The organism is Paenibacillus whitsoniae, from assembly GCF_003955665.1.
Taxonomy (GTDB): domain Bacteria; phylum Bacillota; class Bacilli; order Paenibacillales; family NBRC-103111; genus Paenibacillus_E; species Paenibacillus_E whitsoniae.
The window spans coordinates 64,171-88,510 of record NZ_RXHU01000049.1; the positions used below are offsets into that span (position 1 = coordinate 64,171).

Here is a 24,340-nt window from a genome sequence, read left to right on the forward strand (position 1 = left end):
CGTTATCCCTTCGGCTTCGTCAATACCGCAGCGATAAAAGAAAAAATAATCGCTGCGGAAATCCCCGCCGAGGTTACTTTAAAAATCCCGGTTATAATACCGATATAGCCGTCCTTATGCAATTCCTCCAGCGCGCCGTGCACAAGTGCGTTGCCGAAGCTCGTGATCGGTACGGTGGCGCCGGCCCCGGCGAATTCAATGAACGGATCGTACAGATTACAGCCGTCCAGGATCGCGCCGACGACAACGAGCGTACTCATCGTATGTGCCGGCGTCAATTTGCCCACATCCATCAGCAGCTGGCCCACGATGCAGATTGCGCCCCCAATTAGAAATGCCCATACAAAATTCATGCGTACAACCCTCCTGACTCAATCGCAACGGCGTGAGCGATACACGGAATGCTTTCGCCTTGCTGGAATGACAACGGAGACAGCAAGGCGCCCGTTGCCACGACAAGAATCCGTTTCAACTCCCCGGCAGCCATCCGCTTCAGCAAATGCCCGTAAGTGACGGTCGCCGAGCAGCCGCAGCCGCTCCCTCCGGCCTGGACGTTCTGTTTCTCGCGGTCGAAAATCAGAAGACCGCAGTCGCTGTAGGTCGTCTGGTCGATTGGGAAGCTGTGTTTATCAAAAAGTTCCCGCGCAATGCTCGTGCCAACCGCCGCGAGGTCGCCGGTAATGATCAAATCGTAATAGGATGGATCCCTGTCCAGCTCACGGCAGTGGGTCTGGATCGTATCGACCGCGGCCGGCGCCATCGCCGCGCCCATGTTGAACGGATCGGTGATGCCCATATCGACGATCCGGCCGATCGTAGCGGCGGTCACGACAGGCCCGTCGCCGGACTTGCCCAGCACGGCGACGCCTGCACCGGTGACTGTGTACTGCGCCGTAGGCGGCTTCTGTGAGCCGTACTCCGTCGGATACCGAAACTGCTTCTCCGCCGTGCAGTTGTGGGAGCAGGTGCCCGCCATAATGTAATTGGCGGCCCCGGAGTCGATGAGCTGGGACGCAATCGCCAGCCCTTCCATCGAGGTGGAGCACGCTCCGAAAATGCCGATGTACGGCATATTCAGCGTGCGCACCGCGAACGTGTTGGAGATGATCTGATTCATCAGATCGCCTCCAACATAGAACTGGATCTGGCCGTCTGTCAGGCCGGCCTTCGCCAGTGCGCGCTGAGCGGCCTCCTCGAGCAGCGCCTTCTCGGCTTTTTCCCACGTCTTCTGACCGACGGTCAAATCGCCGTGCACAATGTCAAAGTCCTCGCTGAGCGGGCCTTCGCCCTCATCGGGACCCACGACGGTTCCTGTGGACAGAATGACAGGCCGATTTTGAAATAACCAGCTTTGATGCCCTTTCAGCATATGCGATCAGCTCCCGCCCATAAAAATTAAATGTGCAATCCCGACGAAGAAAGCCGCAACGGTTCCGTACACAATGACTGCCCCTGCAAGCTTGAACATATTGCCCCCGATGCCAAGTACAAGACCTTCTGCGCGATGCTCAATAGCAGCCGAGCATAACGAATTGGCAAAGCCGGTCACCGGTACCGAGCTGCCTGCACCCGCCCACTGGGCAAGCTTGTCGTAGACGCCAAAGCTTGTCAGAATGACGGAAATAATAATTAGCGTAGCAACGGTCGGGTTGCCCGCTGTTTTTTCCGTAAAGCCGAACCATTTGATGTACATTTGCATGAAACATTCACCGATCAGACAGATCGTGCCGCCTACTAGAAATGCACGGATGCAGTTTTTAACGACGGGCCGCTTCGGTTCCTGCGCTTTCGCCAGTTGTTGATACTCCTGCTGCGTCATGGTCAAATTTTTCTTTTTCTGATTTGCCATATGGTCCACTCCAATCCCTGTGACTTTATGCTTTCAACAGCACCTTCACGCTCTGAATGACCTCCGTCAATCTGGCGGAGCTGGCCTCATACATAAGCTTGGCTTCCGTGTCTTTCGTCGTCATCGCAAACAGCTCGAGATCAGCCTCGCACTTCTTCAACGTCGCCAGCAGCATCGGACGCTGTGTCGGCTCAGGCACCTGAACATTATCATCGAACAGATCGACGGTCAGATCGCCATGCGTATCCACTTGGGCAAGGAACACATTTTCTACCGGAATGCCCATCTTGTTCAGCTCGGTCATCAACCAGCCCTTGCTCTTCCCCGCGGCGGCGAGCGGCTCCAGCTGGATAACACCGTCCAAAATCACGGCATGCGTCGGCTTCTCGATGGGCAACTTCATGTCCAGATGCTTCGGCGTCAACGGCTGCAGATCGCTCTTGAGCAGAACGCTCAGGTCGCCGCTGGGCTCAAGCATCGCGAATTCCACGTCGGCGACGCGGAAAATATTTTTCGTCCGCAGCTGCTCCATCAGTTCGTCGCCCGTATACCGTTCTTTTTTCAAATTGTCTTCCAGCACTTTACCATCCTTAATGACGACCCGACCCTTGCCTTCAATCAAGTTGCGCAGCGTTTTGCTTTTCATCGCCAACAGTTCCAATCCGAATGGGACGATGCACCACACCAGAATGGCAATAATGCCATGCGAATAATTCGTTTCTACATCGGTTGAGATGGCGCCGGCCAAATCCCCCAGCGTAATGCCGATCACATATTCAAAAAATGTCAGCTGCGAAATTTGCTTTTTTCCCAATACGCGTGTCAATGCAAATAGAATGACAAGCGTGGAAAACGCCCGAATGACGATATGTATCCAATCCGGCATCGTGCTTGGCCTCCTTTTGTCCTCTTCCAGCCTTCACATTATGTGCTAAATCGGCGGCGGCTATCAGCAAAACGGATTGGATTTATTTGTTATGATAATCATTTTGCACTTCGGGTATCGTAAGTAGCGGCACTCTTACTGCAGGCCACAATAAAACTATACGAAGAGGTGCAACTCATGACTGTAGCTTCCCAAGTAAAAACGACACTCGCTTCCCTCAAAAGTGCGCAAGCCAGCCTAGAGACCTTTGCGCTGAGCACCCAAAACCAGGAAGCAAAGCAGCTTTATCAGAATGCCGCCGCTTCGACGCAGGAAATCGTGAATCAGGTTTCCTCCCGTGTGCAGCAACTTGAAAATGAGGAGCCGCAATATAAAGGCTTCTAAAACAGATGGAGCCAAGCAGATTGATCTGCTTGGCTCCTTTCTTATGTATACAACCAATTAATTACTAGGTTTAGGTGGATAATTGCCTTCTAGAGAAATGATGAAGTTCATTGCAACAAACGGCTGCATATTATTATGCGAATTATTGCTTCCTGTAACTGACAAGGCGAGCGGACTCATTGGAGTATCTACCAACGGAGAATAGATCAGTTGACCGAATGCAGTGGCCGAGCTTGACCAAACTGCTCCTGTCGGCTCGATTTGAGTAGGAGCAAGCTGGGCGTTGATGCTGTGTGTATGGTTTGGAATCTGCGTTTCCAGCAGCATCACATCTGTCTCCCCACCAACTTCACCTACAGTACGCGGCGTTAAGCCTGGTCCAGTTCCTTGATGCACGGGAGCGCTTCCTTGAAAATTCGGCAATGCAAAGGTTGTTGTGCCATTACCGCCATAAAGTCCTCCAATAATCGAATAGAGGGCCGAATTTTGGGACACAGGGAGTATCGTCCCATCACAAAACGCCCAGCCAGACGGTGCATAATTGCCAGCAAAAATTCGAATTTCTCCAAGATAAGGATCCATCTGTTACACGCCTCCTCAATTAAGATCTAGGTGGGAAGATTCCCGTTAGAGCAATACAGAAATTGACAACTGTATAGGGCTGCATGTTCTCGTGAGGCTGACTGCCACCGCTAATGCCAATTGCGTCCGAGCCCATGATCGCATTCGCCGTGCTCTGATAGATTAAATTATTATTTGTATTCGTTCCCCAAGTGAGACCTGTCGGTTTAAAGCTTGTTGCGTTTGAGCCCCCTGTGAGCTGGTGGGTATGCATAGGTATTTCACTCACTGTCAGCGTATGCGTAGCTTCGCCTCCTGTCGTTCCATAAGGAATTGAACTACTGCGATGAATCGGCACTTTTCCTTGAAGATTCGGGAGTGCAAAAGTTGTACGGCCGTCTCCGCCATACGTGGTGCCAATTAGAGAATATAAAGCGGTGTTCTGCTGAATGGGAAGCAATTGCCCATTGCATAGCGCCCAGCCGCGCGGAGCAAAGTTAAAAGAAAAAGCTCTGATTTCTGCCAAAAACGGTTCCATGATTGTCCCTCCTTGATCAATTTAATATTGGCTAGGAAATACGCCTTCAGTTGCAATTATAAATGAAACCGTTAAGAACGGCATCATATTGTCATGGGGCTGATTGCCGCCAACCGAACTGATTGCAGCAGGATTCATCGTAGTGTTTGGCGCAGTTGTGGAATAGGGTTTAACTGCCGTATTGGCATTTGTTGCCCAAAAAGCGTTTGCAGGACTTGAACTTGTACCACTTACACTCGAAGCACTTGGAATATGCTTGTGAGCTGCCATTTGATCCGTTGTCAATGTTACTTTCTCAACACCCGCCATTTGCCCAAGCACGTACCCTGCACCCATATGAATCGGTACGCGACCGCGCAAATCCGGCAAGGCAAACGTAGAACGGCCATCTCCCCCATAAGTCGTACCAATCAGTGTGTATAAAGCTTCATATTGAGTGATGTTCACGATTTGCCCATTGCACAGCAGCCAGCCTATCGGGGCAAAAGTTCCGCTGAACATTCGAATTTCTCCAACATATTGATCGCTCATATAGCAGCTCCTTTAAAGTAGATTAGGATAAACCATCTGTCATTGCGTGCTTTTCAATAAATTGAACACAACTTCATAAACAAATCCTTCGGTACCCCGGGCTATTGGAACGAGCAGCCATTGAACACTGCCTAATTTCTCGTGCAGAAGCTCATACAGCCCTTGCTGAATAGGTACGTTCAAAGGTCCTTCCAGCAGCAATGAGAACTGCTCAATCATATCGTTGCTGCCCTTATCTTTTACTTCCTTCACCTTCAAGATCAGGGGCTCGCCTAACGAAGTCGGCAACTGAAAGCTGCTCTCCTGCAAAAGCACTGCCTCTGAATAAGAGTTCATTCGATCCTTCACCTCCTTAGCTAATTTACTGGAGAATCGATATAGGATGATTCATTCCATTCCATAGAAACGTAAGGAGAGTGCTCTCCCGTAACGAGAAAGCCTAGACGATCATAAAGCCGTTGAGCCGGGTTCGTCTCAAGTACGTGCAGCCGGACTCCGAGACCTTGTTGTCTCGCAGTTTCTTGGAGTTGAAGCAACAGTTTGGTTCCGACACCTTGATTTCGATATAGATGTGAAATGATGATGTCCACAAGCACGATAGCATCTTCAGATACAGCTTGCGAGATCTGGCCGATTCGCTCTCCATTCTGGTAAATAATGCTTTTCTTCAGATCAGCGTATTTCGCCCGGTAAGAACGACGCTGCGCATCAAACTGCATGCGGAGGAAGGTGTTCAGTTGAGCAGCGTCCCAACCTAGTGCATGAAACTCATTCCGTCTCGTTTCGGCATAAAGTTCATACAAAAACAATTCGTCATCTGCGACGGCCGGCATAAAATGAAGCATATACTCCCTCTTTCACTACCAAGTTTTTCTTAGGCCGCAAGCACCAATTAATTCCAAAGTCCTATTTTTATATTGCGGGATAGAGCGAAAATTGTCAATTGTTGTATGAAAAATAATGCACATAGAAAAACCGGGAAAATCCACTGTGTTTCCCGGTTTTTTCATTATTTTTAAATTAAATCAGCCGCTTCCAGCATTCTCAGTATGATGACTGCTGTTTCCGCTCGCGTGATGTCGCTCGTCGGACGAGCAAAGCCTTCGCTGCCTTCAACAATGTTCATCTCCATGCACAGCGCCGCAGCGCTTTGAGCCCAATCGCCAAATGCTTGGCTATCGCTAAACGCTCCAAGTCGATCTGCGATTTGACTCGCTGACAGGGTTTTGTCATGACCAGCGAGCTTCAAGGCACGCTTCACAATAACCATAGCTTCCTGACGGCTGATCGGTTGCTCAGGAGCGAAACTAGCGTCACTGTATCCCTGAACTAAGCCGTATTCCTGAGCAATAGCAACGGCTGTGTAGAACCAATCTCCTTTCGCCACATCCCCGTATGCAATTGAATGATTGGACTCGCGCAAGCCTAATGCACGCACAACAACAGCCGTAAATTCTGCTCGTGTAATTGCTCGATCAGGAGCAAAATGCGAATCGTCAATACCATTGATAACAAGCCTTGCTCCCATCTCATCAACAGCAGTCTCAGACCAGTGTCCAACAACATCCAGGAACGATTTTTCATTATAAATAACCGAATAGATACTGTTGGTTAAGCTATTAATAACCGCAAAATATTTGCCATCCTTTTGAATGACTCTTGTTGGCACGTGGACGAAAGTACCGTCCGCCATCGCCACAACACCAGTTGTAATTTTTTTCGGATCTACGCCATCAGGAATGGCAATCGTTCGTTCGACATAAGCATTAAACTTGCTGACTTCCACTTCTTTGCCGTTGTAACTTCCAATTAGATTAAATTCCACAGCCGGCGCGATAATCGTCACATTGCCATTTTTCTGTCTTTGAACAGTTACAGCCGGATCATTTGGCGATAAATTCGAAATCTCAACCTTTACTTCAATATCCTTCAGTGCAACCATGCCATTAAAAGCGGCAGAAACCGCGTCAATATTGATTTGTTGCGCAGGAATCGAGTAAGAAGCAGTCTTCGTTTGAACTTGCAGCACCGCTTCCCGGGTTTCCATGTTTTTGACCATTTGCCCATTTAATACACCAAATACTTGATCCGCATCCTTCGTGAACGGAATGGTCACAACAGCCTTATTGCCTTCCTTTTCAAGCTTGGCATTCATCTTCGCTTCATCAATCGTAATGGTGCTGCGCCGGCGCCCCTCAGGCGTCGTTTCACTCTTTGCCGTAGCTAGCTTCTCCTGAACGACCCCATTTACAATGACCTGGACTCCATCCTCAACTACAGCACCGCCTCCAGCAGCAGGCGGAGGTGTATCCGTGCTAGAGTTATCTACATAGGTAAGTGTAATTGTAGCGTCGTGATCTGCGTAAAGCTCGCCATCGTAGCTGTTCCATACGATTTTCGTTTCACCCGACCAATACGAATCCGGAGTGAACGATAATTTGTCGATATCGGCAAAAGGAATCTCCTGATCTGCCACCACTGCTAAATTGCCAAGCTTGAGCGTACCATGGGTTGGGAGTGTGACAATTTTAATGTGTTGCAAGTCACTTTCGTCTTCATTGGAATACCCGAAGTAGTCCTCGGTTAAGTACACTTGTTGATTGACCGTCAAAGACTTCGCATGATTCGTAATAGCAGGAACCGATTTATACGTAATCGTGTCACTATAATTTTCGCTGTTCCCAAATGCGTCTTTGAGCTGCATATAGACGGTTTTCTCGCCTTTGCCATTCGTCAATGTCCACGTTTTACTTGCTGAAGGGCTCTCCCATTCTGTCCATACGGAGTTATCGTTTGAGAACCGAGCTTGAACACCGCCTACTCCGCTCCCATCCGACGCAGCAAGGATCAGTTCAACCTCTTTGTGTTTGGCAGTCGCATCTCCATTATTGATCTGAATGGACCCCGTCGGTGCCGTTTTGTCCAAAGTGAACTGGATGGATACTTCGTTTCCTGCCTCATCTCTCACGATAAGCGAATGGACGCCTTCAACACTAACTGTGCTGCCGCTCGAAAAAGGAGATCCATCCAACATCGCTGTACCTTCATTAAAGCTAACGAGGAGATCATTTGTGTAGCTGCCGTTGTTGGCGGCGCCAGAGATTACAGGAGCCGTTTTGTCGATGGTAAAATGCACCGTCGTCACGTTCCCAGCCGTGTCAGTAACAGTTAGCGTATGGGCACCTTCCGTGCTTACCGTTGTTCCACTGGTAAAGGCAGAACTGCCCAACGTCGCGTTTCCTTCGTTGAAGGTGATCTCTTTATCCACCTTATACAAACCGTTTTCTTCTACACCTGTGACGATCGGGGCTGTTTTGTCAATCGTGAACGTCACCGTCGTCATGTTCCCCGCCGCGTCAGTCGCAACCAGCGTATGCTCACCTTCCGTGCTTATAACCGTTCCGCCCGTGTATGGGGCATTGTCCAGTTTTGCCGTGCCGCCACTCACTATCAAGGTAATATCTGTTTTATAGCTTTGTCCGTCTGCCGCCCCCGTTACCACCGGAGCCGTTTTATCGATCGTAAAGTGCACCGTCGTCAAGTTTCCTGCTGCGTCCGTGACGACTATCGTATGATCGCCTTCCGTGCTTACCGTATCGCCACTGGTGAAATTAACGCCATCCAGCTTCGCGATGCCCTCGTTAAACGTAATCTGTCTATCTTCCTTATATAGACCACTTTCGGTCACGCCGCTCACCGTCGGTGCTGTTTTATCAATCGTGAACGTCACCGTTGTCGTATTGCCTGCCGCGTCAGTCGCAACCAGCGTATAAGTGCCTTCCGCGCTTATCGTTTCACCTGTATATGAAGCATTGTCCAGTTTTGCCGTGCCGCCACTCACTATCAGTGTAACATCGTTTTTGTAGCTTTGTCCGTGGGTCGCTCCCGTTACCACCGGAGCCGTTTTATCGATCGTAAAATGCACCGTCGTCAAGTTTCCTGCTGCGTCCGTGACGACTATCGTATGATCGCCTTCCGTGCTTACCGTATCGCCACTGGTGAAATTAACGCCATCCAACTTCGCGATGCCCTCGTTAAACGTAATCTGTCTATCTTCCTTATATAGACCACTTTCGGTCACCCCGCTCACCGTCGGTGCTGTCTTATCAATCGTGAACGTCACCGTTGTCGTATTGCCTGCCGCGTCGGTCGCAACCAGCGTATGCTCGCCTTCTGTGCTAATAACCGTCCCGCCCGTGTACGGGTTGTTGTCCAGTGTTGCCGTTCCGTCGCTCAGCGTCAGCGTTCGGTCTGTGTTGTAGCTTTGTCCGTGGGTCGCTCCCGTTACCGTCGGGCCGGTTTTGTCGATCGTGAAATGCACCGTCGTCGAGTTTCCTGCTGCATCCGTTACGACAATCGTATGATCGCCTTCCGTGTTTACCGTATCGCCACTAGCGAAATTAACGCCGTCCAGTTTCGCGGTGCCCTCGTCAAACGTAATCTGTTTATCTACTTTATATAGACCACTTTCAGTCACGCCGCTCACCGTCGGTGCTGTTTTATCAATCGTGAACGTCACCGTTGTCGTATTCCCCGCCGCGTCGGTCGCAACCAGCGTATGCTCGCCTTCTGTGCTAATAACCGTTCCGCCCGTGTACGGGTTGTTGTCCAGTGTTGCCGTACCGTCGCTCAGCGTCAGCGTTCGGTCTGTGTTGTAGCTTTGTCCGTGGGTCGCTCCCGTTACCGTCGGGCCGGTTTTATCGATCGTGAAATGCACGGTCGTCGAGTTTCCTGCTGCATCCGTGACGACTATCGTATGATCGCCTTCCGTGTTTACCGTATCGCCACTAGCGAAATTAACGCCGTCCAGCTTCGCGGTGCCCTCGTTAAACGTAATCTGTTTATCTACTTTATATAGACCACTTTCGGTCACGCCGCTCACCGTCGGTGCTGTTTTATCAATCGTGAACGTCACCGTTGTCGTATTCCCCGCCGCGTCGGTCGCAACCAGCGTATGCTCGCCTTCTGTGCTTATAACCGTTCCGCCCGTGTACGGGTTGTTGTCCAGTGTTGCCGTACCGTCGCTCAGCGTCAGCGTTCGGTCTGTGTTGTAGCTTTGTCCGTGGGTCGCTCCCGTTACCACCGGAGCCGTTTTATCGATCGTAAAGTGCACCGTCGTCAAGTTTCCTGCTGCGTCCGTGACGACTATCGTATGATCGCCTTCCGTGCTTACCGTATCGCCACTGGTGAAATTAACGCCATCCAGTTTCGCGACGCCCTCGTTAAACGTAATCTGTTTATCTACTTTATATAGACCACTTTCGGTCACGCCGCTCACCGTCGGTGCTGTTTTATCAATCGTGAACGTCACCGTTGTCGTATTGCCCGCCGCGTCGGTCGCAACCAACGTATGCGTGCCTTCTGTACTTATGACCGTTCCGCCGGTGTACGGGTTGTTGTCCAGTGTTGCCGTACCGTCGCTCAGCGTCAGCGTCCGGTTCGTGTTGTAGCTTTGTCCATGGGTTGCGCCGTTTACCGTCGGGCCGGTTTTGTCGATCGTAAAATGCACGGTCGTCACATTACTCGCCGCGTCCGTAACGATCAGCGTATAATTACCTTCCGCGCTTACTGTACTTCCGTTAGCAAACCCAATACCATTCAGTGTAGCTGTGCCTTCATCAAAAGAAATCACACGATTCGTGTTATATAATCCGCCTTCCGTCACACCAGTTACGACGGGAGGCGTCGTATCAGAAGGGGCAGCGAAAATCAGTTGAGATGGATACGTAGCATTATTATCGTCATGAAAAGTAAACAAGGCGGTTCCACTCGTATTAGGACTGGTAAGAACAAAAGTAACCGCACCACCAGCAAGCTTACTATTGACGTAACTCGTTACATCGAAAATCAAGCACCCCTGCACCTTGCCAGTTACAGGCGCACAGCCGGGATACGTAGTATTCAAATTCAAGATGCCGTAATCGTCATTATTATAAGAAGCCACAAGAACATTTTGTTGCAAAACCGTGTCGGAGGATGGGAGTGTTTGCGCACTCTCAGCCCACGTCGTATTATTAGACGCACTAAGATTTACTTTAAGATCGGACGGGGTAGGCGCAACAGAATGATTAAAGTACACATAAGGCACTACGAGCTTTAACAGCACCGTGCTCGCAGTAGGCGTTCCGCTTAACCCAGTAAATTTAATGGCTGCCGCGAGAGAATCCCCGAGGTAAACCCCCACACCATTCACAAGTGTTTGATCATTATTATTAGGGGTCGTCCCGACAATATTGAGTGCGGGAATACCATCAGAAAAGCCTTGTCCCAGCGCGATAACAACATCATCCGACGCATTCTTCGTCACATCCCCGCTTGCCGCGGCGCGGGATCCGTCCCATATCCACTGGAAATTGGCAAGCGCAAGAGCAAAAATTAATAATAGCGATACCTTTCTGAACAAAATAAGTTCCCTCCATTTTCTAATCTAGATTCTGAGTTTTGTCACAGATGCCCATTTTTTGTATAATTTCGACATTAAAGTTGAGAATTCCTTTCAGAATGATAATATTTTACAAATTATATATGTATAAAGAACTAAGCTTAATAAACCATTGGTTATAAATAAGATACAAACAAGCGAAAACAGTTAGTTCTATACTCCTGAAAAGCCGAAAGCCGACTGCATACCCCGCAGCCGGCTTTTCTTCACATCAACAGCAAACACAGAATAAATACCAATAGCACGAACAGCACTAAAATAAGAAGCATCAGTTGCTCCTGTGGCAGTGGCATAGCCGCCCCTCGTTTCACTTGAAAATTATTCGGGTTGTTGGCCCGACGCCTTTCTAACCTCGTTTGCCAAACGATGAAATTCCGCCCGCGCCTCCGGGTCGTCCGTTGCGAAGTACGCCGCGGACAAAAAAGAGATGATCACATTGGCATCCTCTACACTTAGCATGGTATTTGGCCTCCTATGGATGGGGTTCCCCGGTCGTTATTTGCCGGTCCAATAATCGAAAGTCAGTTTGCTGCTGCGGAAAAAAGCATAAGGGATGTAGCAATAGCCCTGATCGCCCCACGCTTTTCCCCAGGAATTGCGGGCAATGATGTAACCCTCGCCTTTCCGCTTGCCCTCCCGGTAGCCGACGGCCAGTAGCGCATGACCGCCTAGCAGCTTGTCGGTTCGAAGGTTGGGCAGTGGGATTTTCCCCGTCGTACGGGCGGTCTTGCCCGTAAATGAGCTGTATATCCAGATACCAAAAACAACGGGATTGCCTTCCGCAAGCGCCGCTTTGATCCCGGCCAGATCGTGAATCCGGTGGTAGCCGTCGATTCGGTAATAACCCGCAGCCCATTCCGCCTCTGGCGAAGGCTCCTCGCGAAACTTGGCGATCTGGTACGGCCATACCCGCTCCGGACACACGCCTGTCTTATGAAGCACTTTCATACCGTCGCGAATCGTTGCGCCGGAATCCTGCATGACCGTGTTCTCCAGTTCGCGTTCATGCCAATAGTGGAACAAACGGGAAAGTCGCGTCGATGTCCCCCGTTCCTTACGCAGCCAGAACTCCCGAAGCCCGGACACGATCGCGTTCGACGTGCAGGAGCCGAGCGCGCCCTGATTCACAATCGGCGGCATCTCGCCGCGCAGATCGACCCGCTTGGGCAGCTGTGACTCACGAACGTACGTAACGCTGCGGAAAGAAAGGTCTCGGAAATCGCGGGAATCCCGTCTGACTGTATACTTGCGCATCGTTTCTTTCCTCCTATGGAACTGGCGAACCAGCGTACTTCAGTATATTCACCCATAGGCGGGCAGGTGCGTTTGCCAGCATGACAAAAAGAGCCCATCCGCTTCTATTGAAGCGAAGGACTCTTTGGCGCGAGCTCAACGAAGTATCGTTTATTCCTTCATCGTAACCGTGACCGGCGACCATTCGCCGATAACCGTTTGACCGTGCAGCGAGACGCTGCCTTCTGGGGTCAAATCTTTTTCCGTCATGATGCCTAGCGCAACGGTGAATCGGTTGAACTTAATCGGCACATTCCGCTCGCGGCGCGCTTCTTCCCCGTTGACGAAGAAGATGACCTCATCAGCGGCCCGGTTGTACGTGATGCGGTAGGTATTGAATTCACGCGGCATGAAGTTTGTATCTTCTTTGAAAATGCAGAAATACCGCGTTTTATTCGTCTCCGGTACCTGAACGCCAGGAAATGGCAGCACAGCGTACACGCTTGCGTACTTGTCATTGCCGGCGAAGAAATCCAGTGCCGCGCCGGTCGTAAAATCAAGCAAATTCAGCGATACGAACCCGTCATACAAATCGCCGGGCGCCGTCCCTGTCGTACGGGCGCGAATTTGCAATTCGAACGATATTGCTCCGTTCTCAGGGACCTCCACTTCCTTGGCCGAGTAGTACATATGCTTGGCATTGTCGAGGAACTGTACATAATCGTTTTTGCGGCTTAGCTGCGCACGCGCATACAGCGTGTTGTTGCGGACGATAACCGTCGCATTCGGTTCTCTAAACTCCCAGAACGAGCCGTCCGGCAGCGGAAAGCCGCCGATTTTCCATACTTCGCCCTCATCCAAAATCGTATGAAAATCACCAATGGTAAATTGATTGCTCATAAGAGTGTACCTCGCTTTGCAAGTAGTCGGCTTTACCTAAAGCCGCTGAATAATTGCTTGTACAATGAGCGAAAGCATCATGATGACGCCGCCTCGCGTCGAGGCTTTTACCGAAGCACCCATCAACGGGAGATAGGCCGGGGACGGATTCTCGGCTTTCAACAGAGTGTAAACCCGGTAAACCGGAATGGCTGAAAACAGGGCCAACAGCGCATAATAGGGGAAAACCCCGGCAATCACACATACGATCAACGCGATATACGACAGAGCAAATAATGCTTTACTGAACCAGAGAGCCCGCCGTTCGCCCCAGACGACGACCAGCGTCTTTTTGCCTGCGGATTGATCGGCTCTCCAGTGCAAGAAATGATGATTAAACAGAATCAGCGTAGTCAGCAGCCCGATGGGCAACGACAAGATCATGGGCCGAATGGCAACTTGACTCGTCTGCACATAATAACTGCCCAATGTCGGCAAAATGCCGAACGACAGCAATATTGCAATCTCGCTATAGCCTTTGCCGCGGTAGCCGAACTTAATCGGAGGCGCGACGTAGAAGTAAGCGATCAACCCGCCTAATGCGCCAAATACCAGCACCAACCAACCGCTGAACAAGCTGAGCACAACACCGCTGACCAGGGCAATCGCAAAAAGTCCCCACGTCACAAGGCTGAACGTCCTCTCCTTGATTGTGCCATTAGCTAAAAATCCGGAATTCGTGGAAATCGTCGACGCCGTTTCTTTCGCCGCGATATCGATACCGTTGCGAAAATCCCACAAATCGTTAATCATATTGGAAAATAAATGCGCAGCCACCGCCCCGATAATCGTCACAACAAAAAGCCATGGATGAAACGTATCGTTCCATACCAGCGCGCCGAAGCCGCCTAGCAGAACGGGAATCACCATGACCGGAACGACCCGGAACCGTGAAAGCTTCATGAATAATGTCCAATTATTCATCGCCCACGTTCCTTTCTATTTCATCTATCACGCTACGAATCTATCGCCGATGCCCTCATGTTAGCCCAAATAGAACCGACCGGCAAGTACAGATGGTTTCCCTATACACCAAGCCGTCCCTCGTCTGGAGGAAGCTGACAGCGGCAAAAAAGAATGCCGGAACGCATCCGGCATCCTTGACTTCTTCCTTATTGAAAGACTACTCGAGATAAAACACTTCGCGCATCGGCGTAATCGGCACCGCTTCGCGGAAGTCGAAGGAGCCGACGACCATTTTGGACGTAATCGCATTCCAGCGGTTGCATGCTTCACTTTCTGCGAGATAAGCAAACGCTTTATCCAAATCGTCACAGTGGAAAACATAGAAGAATTGATTGCCGTTCTGGAAGATCGAGTAATCGCGGATCCCCGCTTTGCTATGCTCTTCCATAATTTCCGGCCAAGGCTCCAAATGCATGCGAACGTACTCGTCCAGCGCTTCCTCCTTAATCGTCCATGTCCAAGCAAATTTGCCGCTGTTTTTCATTGAGAAATTGCCTCCTTAGCGTTGTAAGATCTATCTTTTTACAAGATCCTCGCGGATCGGTGTGAACACATCCAAGAGTGCAGACGCTTCCAACGCCGTCACGCCGTGCTGTGCGCCGCTAGGTATGTAAACCGTTTGACCCTGCTCAATTACGGTCACAACGCCGTCGATCGTAAATTCAATTTTCCCTTTCAAGCAATAGGACATCTGCTCATGAACATGGCTATGCTGGTAACCGACTGCCCCAGGCTCGAAGTGAACCTCCATCATCATTAAACCGCCTTCGGCTTTCAGAATGCAGCGTTTGACGCCGGGTTCTGCGCCTTCCCATACACCGATATTCGACATGTCGACGTTCTCCTTTCATTCTTAAAAAGAAATAAAGGATCGCAAGCGCGATCCTTCACTTACTTTTCAATTATATCTGAAAGGAACCCAAATGAACATACTTGAAAACAAATGAACGAAGTTAAGCCGTCGTCGCCGCACGGTCTTTCCCTTTGTCCGACTCGCCGGCGTTGCGGTTCGCCGCATCGCGGTCGAGCTGCATCTCCTCGACGGTTTTCACTTTCAAGCGCGCTGCGCCCTCATTCGCTCGCGTTGGGATGAGGTTGCCGGATACCATGCGCACTTTTGCTTCGGCAATGGCTGCCGCGTATTGCGGAAGCCACTTCTCACCGGCAATCAGCATCTCGTCGACCATTTGCCAAATCTCTTTCGGGTTGCACACTGCGCCGACGAGCGGGTCCATCATGAACGCCTGGCGCAGCAGCTTGTCGTCGCCATGGACGGCCGCTTCCACCGCCAGCCGCTGCACGGAGATGCTGACGTTGCACACGGCAGCAGGCCCAAGCGGCAGATCTCCGACAAGCGGCATCGAGATGCCGTTGCGGTCGACATAGCCCGGCGCTTCAATGATGCAGTCCGCTGGGAGGTTCGAGATAACGCCGCGGTTCACCACGTTGAAGTGCCCGCGGTATACGCGGCCGGTCTCCAGCCCTTCAATGATGTACGAACCGTGCTCATCGCTTCTGCGGTCCGGCGCATAGACCATCGCCGGATCTTTCATCCAGTTCGGGAAATCCGTCTCGAACCAGCTGCGCCCTTCCGTACAGACGCGCAAATAGCCGCCGGTTTCGCCGTTGATCCAGGAGCCGAGATCGATCCAGTCCTGGATTTCGCCAGCTCTTTTGCGATACCATGGCACGTATTCACTGAGATGGCCGTTCGATTCCGTGCTGTAATAGCCGAAGCGGCGCAGCATGTCGATGCGGACTTTCTCCGTGCGCGCGTAGTCCTCGTGTTTTTCAAACGCTTCAAGCAGACCTGCAGTCAAATCCTGGCCGTTATGCTTCGCTTGAATGTACCAGGTCTGATGATTGATGCCGGCGCAGACGATGTCCACGTCTTCGCGTTTCAAACCGTATACGTCGGCAATTTGCTTGTGGCCATGCTGAACGCCGTGGCAAAGCCCAATCGTGCGGACACCGCCGTACTTGTTGCAAGCCCACGTCAGCATCGCCATCGGATTCGCGTAGTTCAGCAACGTCGCATCCGGCCTCGCCACCTCGCGGATATCCGCGCAAATGCGAAGCATTTCCGCGATGCCGCGCTGTCCGTACATGATGCCGCCGGCGCACAGCGTATCACCCACGCATTGGTCGACTCCATACTTCAGCGGGATGTCCACGTCTGTCGCAAACGCCTCCAATCCGCCGACGCGAATCGTACAGATCACATATTTGGCATCCTTGAGCGCTTCCTTGCGGTCTGTCGTCGACTGAATCTGAATCGCGAGTCCATTCTCGCGAATATCACGCTGGCACAGTTCCGTGACCATCTCCAGATTGTGCTCGTTAATGTCTGTAAAAGCAACTTCCATCTGCGAAAACTCAGGAACGGACAGCAAATCCCCTAACAATTTGCGCGTAAATCCGATGCTGCCTGCCCCAATGAATGCTACCTTAAATTTGCTCATTATTCTCGTCCTCCCGCTTGACTGATCTTCATCGTCATTGTATCAGTCATCGCAAGGAAACCGTTATCAAAATCCTCACCACTATCGCAGCATTTTGTCAAAAATTCTAACCTCTATCTGGGAACGATCCATTTGTGCGTGTTCATGGAATTGCGATATTCCGCCGGCGTCCGATTCGTATGCGCCTTAAACAGCATGTGAAAATATTGCCGGCTGCCAATGCCGACATAGTCGCAAATCTCCGCGATCGGGACATCGGTTTCCAGCAGGAGCATGCACGCTTTGTCCATGCGCAGCGTCGTCAAGTACGCCATCATCGTCTGGCCCGTCACCTTTTTGAAAATGCGCTGCAAATAGCCCGGGTGCAGGCTAACGGCTTGCGCAATGTCTTTGACCTGCATGTCGCGGTCATAATTTTGCTGCATAAATGCCATACTTTGCTTGACGTAGTAGTCGCTTGGCTCGGAAGCGCCCTGCCTTGTCTCTTCCCGCAGTCTGGCGATACGAACGAGCAATTGCACGAACAACAGTTGAACGAGCATCTCGCTGCGGCCGGCACCTTTATCGAGCTCGAGCACAAGGCTCTTCATGACGTAGTACACCTCGTCCGGATCGCGCAGCACCAGGTAAGACTCCGTCTCCTTTAAAAAAGTCGCCACGACCTCCTCCGCCATGGCCAACTGGAGAATGGACGGCAGCGCGCCGCTATGCGGCACGTAGCGGAATTCAACATTCAGCATGCGGCACGGACCCGTTTCTCCGACAAGCAGCCGGTGCGGAACGGTAGCGTCCAGCACAATGAATTCCCCTTTTTTGAGCTTCACACAGTTGATTTGGCGGGATGACAGCTGCAATTCCACGTCGCAAGTACCGTCAATGACATACATAATTTCCGCGAATTCGTGGGTATGAAAAGGCATTTGAAACCCTTGCCACTGCTTAAAATAATACGCCACCACTTGCGGTTGAACGTGCTCCTCCGTCAAGCGGGCGGGAAATAGTCCATGTGCATCAGGCATGCGATTCCGTCCTTTCCATTAAGGGGTCTACCGTCATTGTAAGCCGGACGCAGACAAAAGAAAATCCCTCCCGGGATCAGGAGGGACTTGCCTTACTCGTCGCGGTCTTGCGGCGAGAATGCCTTTTTCACATTATCCATGATTTCCTCGACCGCTTCGCTGACCAAATCGGTTGGCGTGGTAGCTTCTTCCTCCGGCTTTGTAGGGATCGTATCTTGGCAGACATGATCGAAGTAATGGCTTTTGTCCATCGGGCAGACCCTCCTATCGAAATGTAAAGCTGCATTCGTTTCCTTGTTGTTTGCGTAATCGCCTATGTTTATGCACACTCGCGAGGCAGCAGAGAAATCCCTCTTGCCTAAACGCGAGAGTTGGAGTAAATTAAACCTATATGAACACATATCAACACAAATAAACCTAATGTGAAAAAGGAGACCTCATCCATGGATATTCGCTATGCGTCCCACCCGAATGAAGTTAAACAGTTTGACACTGAACGTCTGCAATCCGAGTTTCAAATCAGCAACCTTTTCAAAGAAAATGAAGTGACGCTCGTTTACTCTCACGTAGACCGTTTTATCATCGGCGGCGTTGTGCCAACGACACAAGCGGTTCAATTGCAAAGCGATCGTAAAAATATGGCTGCCGACTACTTCCTGGAGCGCCGCGAAATCGGCATCATCAACATCGGCGCGCGCGGTACGATTACCGTTGACGGCACAGCTTACACCATGGACAGCAAAGACTGCATCTACATCGGCCTTGGCTCCAAAGAAATTACATTCGCTAGCGACAACGCTTCCGAGCCTGCGAAATTCTATTTCAACTCCACGCCTGCGCACAAAACGTACCCGACGGTGAAAGCGGCGATCAGCGAAGCGACGCCTGCACACCTGGGCAGCATCAATACGTCCAATGAGCGCACGATCTACAAATACATCCACCTTGACGGCATCCAAAGCTGTCAACTGGTTATGGGCATGACGCTCTTGAAACCGGGCAACATGTGGAATACCATGCCAAGTCACACGCACAACCGCCGTTCCGAAGTGTACCTGTACTTCGATATGCCGGAAGATGCGGTTGTTTTCCACATGATGGGTGAGCCGCAGCAAACGCGCCACATCGTGATGCGCAATGAGCAAGCGGTCATCTCCCCTAGCTGGTCCATTCACAGCGGTGTTGGTACAAATAATTACACATTCATTTGGGGAATGGCAGGCGAAAACCAAATGTTCGACGATATGGACGCGGTCGCGATGAAAGACCTGAAATAATCGGTCTTCCGGGCCAAAGAATGGATGATACACGATGAATCCTTTGCGCCGATACGAAACGATCATGGAGGTGCTGCTTGCTCAGAAGGAAGTTACGGTGAGCGAGCTTAGCGAACGCCTGGCTGTTACCGGCAAAACGATTCGCGAAGATTTGGCCAAGTTGGAAGAAAAGGGTCTGCTCGTCCGCATACATGGCGGCGCGATGCTGGCCCAAAGCGACCAGCTTGGCATTCTTTCTGCGAAGGCGCCTAACGTCAAGCATACTGACAAAAAGTCGGAAATTGCTAGCCTGGCGCTCCGATATATTCAGCCGCGGGACATCATCGCCCTCGACAGCGGCAGCACCACGCTTGAAATCGCCCGGCGGCTGGACAATCAGCCGCTGACGGTGGTGACGAACGATCTTTTTATCATCTCCGAGCTCGTGCATAAAGATGAAATCCGCTTAGTCGTTCCCGGCGGCTACCGCTTGAGGAATATGTTGACCGGACCGGAAGCCGTCGAATACGTGAAAGGGCTCAATATCCAAAAAGCTTTCCTATCGGCGACCGGCGTTCATCTTCAGCACGGCTTTACCATTTACACAAGCGATCTCGTGGAGTATAAACGCGCTTTAATCGGGTCCAGCGCGACGGTCTACGGGGTTGTCGACCATTACAAATTCGGCCAGTGCGCTTTGCGAACGTTCGCTTCGCTATCCGAAATGGCGATGATTCTGACCGATAGCGGTCTCTCCGATGAAACCGCGCAAAGCTTCCGGGACGCAGGCATCGATATTGTCACTCATTAGGGGAAAAGGGGTACGTTATGACACTTTTTAATCTTGCAGGTAAAACAGCTCTCGTAACCGGCGCATCCGGCGGACTCGGTCAAGGCATGGCGATTGGACTGGCGGAAGCCGGTGCAAACGTGATTGCCGTATCTTCCTCCGAAAGCGTTCAAACGGTGGAAGCGATTCGCGCACTTGGCGGCAAAGCCGAGTTGATCGCAGCGGATCTGAGCAACGAAGACGTGCTCGAAGATGTAGTAAAACGCGCTATTGGTATCTATGGCGGCATCGACATTCTCGTGAACAACGCGGGCATTATCCGTCGTACACCTGCGGTTGATCACGCGCGCCAAGACTGGCACGACGTGATTGACCTCAACCTGAATTCGGCGTTCTTCCTGTGCCAATTGGTTGGCCGTCACATGATTGAACGCGGCAGCGGCAAAATCATCAACATCGCTTCCATGCTAACCTACCAAGGCGGCATTAACGTGCCTGGCTACACCGCAAGCAAGCACGCGATTGCCGGTGTAACGAAAGCGCTGGCGAACGAATGGGCCGGCAAAGGCATTCAAATCAATGCCATCGCGCCTGGCTATATGACAACGAACAACACGGCGCCGATCCTGAAGGATGAAGCGCGCACCAAATCCATTACCGATCGTATCCCGGCAGGACGTTGGGGTTCTCCTGAGGACTTGAAAGGTCCTGTGGTGTTCCTGGCTTCCCAGGCTTCCGATTACATGAACGGCCACGTGCTTTGCGTGGACGGCGGATGGATGGCGCGCTAATGGGATTCGGCACACTTGCTCATACCGTTGGCTGCCTGCCTCTGGCGGCGCTCACCGACAAACTGCGCAATCGCCCGATCGACTTCGTACAGCTGGCGCTAAGCAAAGCGATCGCCGACATCGATACGAGTCTTGGGCGCTTGAGCCCAGGGCTCGCGAGTCATATCGGCGAGCAATTTGACCGCGCCGGCCTGCGCATCGGCGTGCTCGGCTGTTACATCAATCCGGTCAATCCGGATGCGCAGCAGCGCCGCTATGAGATCGACCGTTTCAAAGAGCATCTGCGCTACGCGCGCGATTTCGGCACATCGATCGTCGCGACGGAAACCGGCGATCTCACAACTTATCGCGGGCAAGATCCTGAGCGCTTCGAGGAAATCGGCTGGAACATTTGCCGCCAGACGTTCGAAGAGCTCGCTGAGGAAGCGGAGCGTTGGGGCGTGACCATCGGCCTGGAGCCGGTGTTCACCCACACGCTTTCCTCGACGGAGAAAATGACTCGCATCCTGAACGAAATTCCGTCCAGCACGCTCGGCGTCGTATTCGATCCGGTGAACCTGCTGCCGCCGACGGAAGTGGATAGGCAGGAAGCGTTCCTCGATCATGCGCTGGCCACGTTCGGTTCGCGCATCGTGCTTGCGCACTTGAAAGACTTTGTCGTCGAAGGCGACAAGTTGACAGCCGTTCGTTCCGGCACAGGCCGTTTCGTGACGAAGACGTTCCTCGAGAAGCTTCACGCGGTGAAGCCCTGGGTCGATGTGTCCCTCGAGCAATTGGATGACACGACGCTGGACAGCACGGTGCAGTATGTGAGAGCACTGCGCTAAAAATAAAGGTGTCCCCTGAGCCATGAAAACTGGCTTGGGGACACCTTTTGCTGTTGTCGGTCCGCTCTACCTCTTCGCTCGATCGATACTGAGGAGCCTCGCATACTTTAAATGCTCCCTTGCCCCTAAGTCCCATCGCCTTGCTCACATAGCTCAACTGGAATTTCTCCAGTTCATTTAGGCGTTTTCCGCTAAAGGTGCACACGAACTGGAATTCCTCCAGCTCATTCGTACGCAGCAACGGCAAATTGGACCAAATCGCCGAATTGAACGGGAGGTTTTCTCGTTCAAGGTGCGGAAAGACAGCCTGCCCGGCAAATGACATGGAGAAATTCCAGTTGAGTAGATGCATGGGACTTCGAGGACATGCAGCCCTCGACATGATGCAGCTTCGTCGGCTAGTCGACAATCACCGGCTTAGCGGGGTCCTTTAAGTACTCGAACATCAGCTGGATTTGCTTCTCCGTGTTGCGTTCCAGAGACAGCGGCGGGAGATTGTCCTCTGCGAAAAAAGCTACTTCGCTCGTCTCCAGCCCTCCGCCGGCCTGGCCGCCGACGATTTCGCAAAGAATAAATAGTTTGTAGATATGATAAGGCTCCGGCGGGTGATTGTGGAACTTTTTATCCAGCACGGCGAGCAGCCGCTCGGGCTTTACTTCGAATCCCGCTTCCTCCCGCACCTCTTTCACCGCGATCTCGGATGGCGAGTACCCAATGTCCGCCCATCCGCCGGGCATCGACCAGGCGCCGTCGATTTTTTCTCTGACGAGAAGAATCTGCCCCTCGCGGAAAACAACACCGCGCACGTCTACCTTCGGCGTCGCATAGCCTTCGTCGCTGGCGAAGGTGAGCTTGATTTTCTCCCGGGATTCGAAGGTATATGCCTCCATGATCTCGACGCTCATCTCCCGCAGCTCTTCAAAACGTTCCCGATCATAGACGTCCCTGGAATACGTTAATCCGCTTTGCGCAATGGCCTGAATTTGTTTCGCCCAACGCAGCCAATTCGGCTGGTTAAGATCATCGGATGAATTGAGATTCATGGCGTTCCTCCCGGTCTAAAGTTTAGAGCCTGACCCATTTAGGGCCCTGCCAAGTATGTACATAGTACCACGTTTCGCCGGATGGAGACGACCAACTTCTTGAAGCGGTCACCGTTTGGGGGGAGAACGTCATTGCGCCCTGAATGTTCCGGGGATCCCAGTTCTGAGGAATGTACGGTTGGTCAAGCGCAACAGACATCTCCGTCAATTCAATGCGGACGAGCTCCTCTTTAACGCCAAGTTTGGCATCGTGTGCCAGCTCTCCGGTCAACTGAGACGCAATTTCCATTGCCGGGCTAACCCACTTGCCGTTCCCGTTACTGTCAATAAAAAAGTACCAGTCACTGATTTGCCCAATTGTCTGGATGTGCTGCGGCTGGAACGCCTCCTCAGTGTCTGCGGTATAGCCATATACGAACGGCCCGTCAAAAACGTGAAACGGAACGGGCATGTCCCATATTTTCGTTGAAGGTTCAACTTTTTCTACCCCCAAACCGTACCGACTGTCTTGTGGAACCCATCGTTCTCCCAGCGAAGTCTGCACCTTATACCAGATACTCGGAGGAACCATCCCCTCTTGATGGGTGTACTTGGCAAGCGGCTTCAGCAGCCCGGCTTCGATCCTGGGCTCACCCGTTAATGGCTGCTCGAACGGATATTGATAAACCGGCCGCTCCGAGTTGATGGGGACGCTGCCTTCAACCGGGACACCTTGATATTTTTCAGCATAAGAAAACGGCCTAACCCATTTATCGCCTAACCACGAAGTATGGATAAGGAACCAGGAATTCGTATTGCGGCAAGGTGTGTACGGGTCGCAATCAGGAATGGACGCGATCGCTTGAACCTGCTGCGGGCTCAGCGCATAGGCACTTGCTCCTCGCGGAGCATCCCATAGAGCCGTTTCCGCATCCAGCAGCGTAATCGTCTGCTCCTTAGATGTCAGTTTGCCCAGCTTATATGAGCCTTCCTTTAAGTTAATCCACGCTGTGCCAAGCCATGTTTCGACAGGCAATTTATCCGCTGTGACGAGCCCCATCAGATTGTCTCCGTACGAGCGGGAAATCTGAACGGATTGCAGTGGGCTCAAAGCGCCTATGACCTGATCTGCCGTCGTGTCTAGACTCCGATACAGCTTAAAGCTGTCAATCAGCGTGATGGAAGGCATCGGGTCCTGCATGTCCGAATCGGCATAAGTACGGCTTGGCGCCGGAGTAAACAAGAACGCGGCAAGCGAGAGAGCAGCAATACTTCTTTTCACAGTAAACGTTCCTTTCTATGGCGTGCTGCCTAAACGTAGATTAGCGTAACCTCACAATGAACTCTCTTATTCTACCATAATAGGAAAAGAAAAGAGACTATTCACCAAAACTTCATGGTGCATAGCCCCTAAGTGCTGCCTCAGCGTTTGATATCCGCTTCCGCCAGCACGTGAAACGCTTCGCCCACATGCTGCTGAAGCGCCTGCAAAGCGGCAACGCCTACGGCAATATCGTCGTGCCCCGCGCCGCCGCTCACACCGACGCCGCCGATCACTTCCCCGTTCACGACGATCGGAAAGCCGCCGACGAATATCGCAAACTTCCCCGGCATCATCGCATGGATGCCGAACGCTTCGCCGCCAACCGCCGCAGGCCCGCCCGGCTGGTTGAACAGATGCGTCGAGCGCCGATGGCCGCTCGCCGTAAACGCCTTGGCCATGGCCAGCTCCGGGCTCGTATTCCGAGCTCCGTCCATGCGCTCCATGGCCAGCACATAGCCGCCGTCGTCGACGATACAGATCGTCTCGGCGGCGCCAAGCGCTCGAGCGGCCGCTATGCCGC

At 51.9% G+C, this 24,340-nt stretch carries 27 protein-coding genes; 5 read left to right on the forward strand and 22 right to left on the reverse strand.

Annotated elements, in window-relative coordinates:
* Nucleotides 1-2 precede the first annotated feature (2 nt).
* Genes spoVAE through EJQ19_RS17020 form a run of 4 tightly spaced genes read right to left on the reverse strand, consistent with a single transcriptional unit; the run spans nt 3 to nt 2,735 of the window.
* Nucleotides 3-353 carry a stage V sporulation protein AE gene (gene spoVAE / locus EJQ19_RS17005; RefSeq protein WP_126142431.1) on the reverse strand — a complete coding sequence of 117 codons (351 nt, stop codon included), beginning with the start codon at nt 351-353 and terminating at the stop codon, nt 3-5.
* On the reverse strand, nt 350-1,369 hold the full coding sequence (gene spoVAD / locus EJQ19_RS17010) for a stage V sporulation protein AD (RefSeq protein WP_126142432.1): 1,020 nt from the start codon (nt 1,367-1,369) through the stop codon (nt 350-352). Before spoVAD ends, spoVAE begins: the two co-directional genes overlap by 4 nt.
* Before the next feature lie 6 nt (nt 1,370-1,375).
* The gene (gene spoVAC, locus EJQ19_RS17015; protein ID WP_126142433.1) at nt 1,376-1,849 is read right to left on the reverse strand and encodes a stage V sporulation protein AC; all 474 of its coding nucleotides are present in this window, start codon (nt 1,847-1,849) and stop codon (nt 1,376-1,378) included.
* A 25-nt stretch (nt 1,850-1,874) separates the two neighbouring features.
* Nucleotides 1,875-2,735, reverse strand: a complete 861-nt coding sequence (locus EJQ19_RS17020; RefSeq protein ID WP_126142434.1) for a DUF421 domain-containing protein — start codon at nt 2,733-2,735, stop codon at nt 1,875-1,877.
* A gap of 177 nt (nt 2,736-2,912) precedes the next feature.
* On the opposite strand from EJQ19_RS17020, the gene EJQ19_RS17025 reads away from it, so the two are divergent.
* On the forward strand, nt 2,913-3,119 hold the full coding sequence (locus EJQ19_RS17025) for a DUF1657 domain-containing protein (protein ID WP_126142435.1): 207 nt from the start codon (nt 2,913-2,915) through the stop codon (nt 3,117-3,119).
* A 57-nt stretch (nt 3,120-3,176) separates the two neighbouring features.
* Here the strand turns inward: EJQ19_RS17025 and EJQ19_RS17030 are convergent, their stop codons facing one another.
* From EJQ19_RS17030 to EJQ19_RS31870, 15 genes are all read right to left on the reverse strand, one after another.
* Nucleotides 3,177-3,701 (reverse strand): phage tail protein, encoded by a 525-nt coding sequence (locus tag EJQ19_RS17030; RefSeq protein WP_126142436.1) that lies wholly within the window; start codon nt 3,699-3,701, stop codon nt 3,177-3,179.
* Between the two features lie 19 nt (nt 3,702-3,720).
* Nucleotides 3,721-4,218, reverse strand: coding sequence for a phage tail protein (locus EJQ19_RS17035; RefSeq protein WP_420901685.1), 498 nt, complete (start codon nt 4,216-4,218; stop codon nt 3,721-3,723).
* Nucleotides 4,219-4,239: 21 nt separating this feature from the next.
* Entirely contained in the window at nt 4,240-4,749 is a 510-nt protein-coding gene (locus EJQ19_RS17040) for a phage tail protein (RefSeq protein WP_126142438.1), read from the reverse strand.
* Nucleotides 4,750-4,788: 39 nt separating this feature from the next.
* Nucleotides 4,789-5,085 carry a DUF6916 family protein gene (locus EJQ19_RS17045; RefSeq protein WP_126142439.1) on the reverse strand — a complete coding sequence of 99 codons (297 nt, stop codon included), beginning with the start codon at nt 5,083-5,085 and terminating at the stop codon, nt 4,789-4,791.
* A 20-nt stretch (nt 5,086-5,105) separates the two neighbouring features.
* Nucleotides 5,106-5,594 (reverse strand): GNAT family N-acetyltransferase, encoded by a 489-nt coding sequence (locus tag EJQ19_RS17050; RefSeq protein ID WP_126142440.1) that lies wholly within the window; start codon nt 5,592-5,594, stop codon nt 5,106-5,108.
* 170 nt (nt 5,595-5,764) lie between these two features.
* Nucleotides 5,765-11,152 carry an S-layer homology domain-containing protein gene (locus EJQ19_RS17055; protein WP_126142441.1) on the reverse strand — a complete coding sequence of 1,796 codons (5,388 nt, stop codon included), beginning with the start codon at nt 11,150-11,152 and terminating at the stop codon, nt 5,765-5,767.
* 357 nt (nt 11,153-11,509) lie between these two features.
* Nucleotides 11,510-11,650 (reverse strand): N-acetylmuramoyl-L-alanine amidase, encoded by a 141-nt coding sequence (locus tag EJQ19_RS17060; RefSeq protein ID WP_126142442.1) that lies wholly within the window; start codon nt 11,648-11,650, stop codon nt 11,510-11,512.
* Between the two features lie 36 nt (nt 11,651-11,686).
* Nucleotides 11,687-12,445, reverse strand: coding sequence for a C1 family peptidase (locus EJQ19_RS17065; RefSeq protein ID WP_126142443.1), 759 nt, complete (start codon nt 12,443-12,445; stop codon nt 11,687-11,689).
* 150 nt (nt 12,446-12,595) lie between these two features.
* A complete protein-coding gene (locus EJQ19_RS17070) occupies nt 12,596-13,324 on the reverse strand; it encodes a DUF6081 family protein (protein ID WP_126142444.1) in 729 nt (242 codons plus the stop codon).
* Nucleotides 13,325-13,360: 36 nt separating this feature from the next.
* Nucleotides 13,361-14,287 carry a prenyltransferase gene (locus EJQ19_RS17075; protein ID WP_126142445.1) on the reverse strand — a complete coding sequence of 309 codons (927 nt, stop codon included), beginning with the start codon at nt 14,285-14,287 and terminating at the stop codon, nt 13,361-13,363.
* Nucleotides 14,288-14,486: 199 nt separating this feature from the next.
* A complete protein-coding gene (locus EJQ19_RS17080; protein WP_126142446.1) occupies nt 14,487-14,813 on the reverse strand; it encodes an L-rhamnose mutarotase in 327 nt (108 codons plus the stop codon).
* Between the two features lie 30 nt (nt 14,814-14,843).
* Nucleotides 14,844-15,161, reverse strand: coding sequence for a cupin domain-containing protein (locus EJQ19_RS17085; RefSeq protein ID WP_126142447.1), 318 nt, complete (start codon nt 15,159-15,161; stop codon nt 14,844-14,846).
* 121 nt (nt 15,162-15,282) lie between these two features.
* Nucleotides 15,283-16,791 (reverse strand): alpha-glucosidase/alpha-galactosidase, encoded by a 1,509-nt coding sequence (gene melA / locus EJQ19_RS17090; RefSeq protein ID WP_126142448.1) that lies wholly within the window; start codon nt 16,789-16,791, stop codon nt 15,283-15,285.
* Nucleotides 16,792-16,904: 113 nt separating this feature from the next.
* Nucleotides 16,905-17,810 (reverse strand): AraC family transcriptional regulator, encoded by a 906-nt coding sequence (locus EJQ19_RS17095; protein WP_126142449.1) that lies wholly within the window; start codon nt 17,808-17,810, stop codon nt 16,905-16,907.
* A 92-nt stretch (nt 17,811-17,902) separates the two neighbouring features.
* Nucleotides 17,903-18,061 carry a hypothetical protein gene (locus EJQ19_RS31870; RefSeq protein ID WP_164716590.1) on the reverse strand — a complete coding sequence of 53 codons (159 nt, stop codon included), beginning with the start codon at nt 18,059-18,061 and terminating at the stop codon, nt 17,903-17,905.
* A gap of 192 nt (nt 18,062-18,253) precedes the next feature.
* On the opposite strand from EJQ19_RS31870, the gene kduI reads away from it, so the two are divergent.
* From kduI to EJQ19_RS17115, 4 genes are read left to right on the forward strand one after another with little or no spacing between them, the layout of a single operon-like run.
* Nucleotides 18,254-19,087: a 5-dehydro-4-deoxy-D-glucuronate isomerase gene (gene kduI, locus EJQ19_RS17100; protein ID WP_126142450.1), complete on the forward strand. Its 834-nt coding sequence runs from the start codon at nt 18,254-18,256 to the stop codon at nt 19,085-19,087.
* A gap of 34 nt (nt 19,088-19,121) precedes the next feature.
* Nucleotides 19,122-19,877 carry a DeoR/GlpR family DNA-binding transcription regulator gene (locus EJQ19_RS17105; protein WP_126142451.1) on the forward strand — a complete coding sequence of 252 codons (756 nt, stop codon included), beginning with the start codon at nt 19,122-19,124 and terminating at the stop codon, nt 19,875-19,877.
* A gap of 17 nt (nt 19,878-19,894) precedes the next feature.
* Complete coding sequence (gene kduD, locus EJQ19_RS17110) at nt 19,895-20,647, forward strand: 2-dehydro-3-deoxy-D-gluconate 5-dehydrogenase KduD (RefSeq protein WP_126142452.1); 753 nt, start codon at nt 19,895-19,897, stop codon at nt 20,645-20,647.
* Entirely contained in the window at nt 20,647-21,474 is an 828-nt protein-coding gene (locus EJQ19_RS17115) for a sugar phosphate isomerase/epimerase family protein (protein WP_241242950.1), read from the forward strand. The genes kduD and EJQ19_RS17115 overlap by 1 nt, the downstream gene beginning before the upstream one ends.
* 398 nt (nt 21,475-21,872) lie before the next feature.
* Here EJQ19_RS17115 and EJQ19_RS17120 read toward each other — a convergent pair whose 3' ends face one another.
* The 3 genes from EJQ19_RS17120 to EJQ19_RS17130 form a co-directional block, all read right to left on the reverse strand.
* Entirely contained in the window at nt 21,873-22,517 is a 645-nt protein-coding gene (locus tag EJQ19_RS17120; RefSeq protein WP_126142454.1) for an NUDIX hydrolase, read from the reverse strand.
* Nucleotides 22,518-22,539: 22 nt separating this feature from the next.
* Nucleotides 22,540-23,778: a hypothetical protein gene (locus EJQ19_RS17125; protein WP_126142455.1), complete on the reverse strand. Its 1,239-nt coding sequence runs from the start codon at nt 23,776-23,778 to the stop codon at nt 22,540-22,542.
* A gap of 140 nt (nt 23,779-23,918) precedes the next feature.
* Nucleotides 23,919-24,335: a GlcG/HbpS family heme-binding protein gene (locus tag EJQ19_RS17130; protein WP_241242951.1), complete on the reverse strand. Its 417-nt coding sequence runs from the start codon at nt 24,333-24,335 to the stop codon at nt 23,919-23,921.
* Between the last annotated feature and the right edge of the window lie 5 nt (nt 24,336-24,340).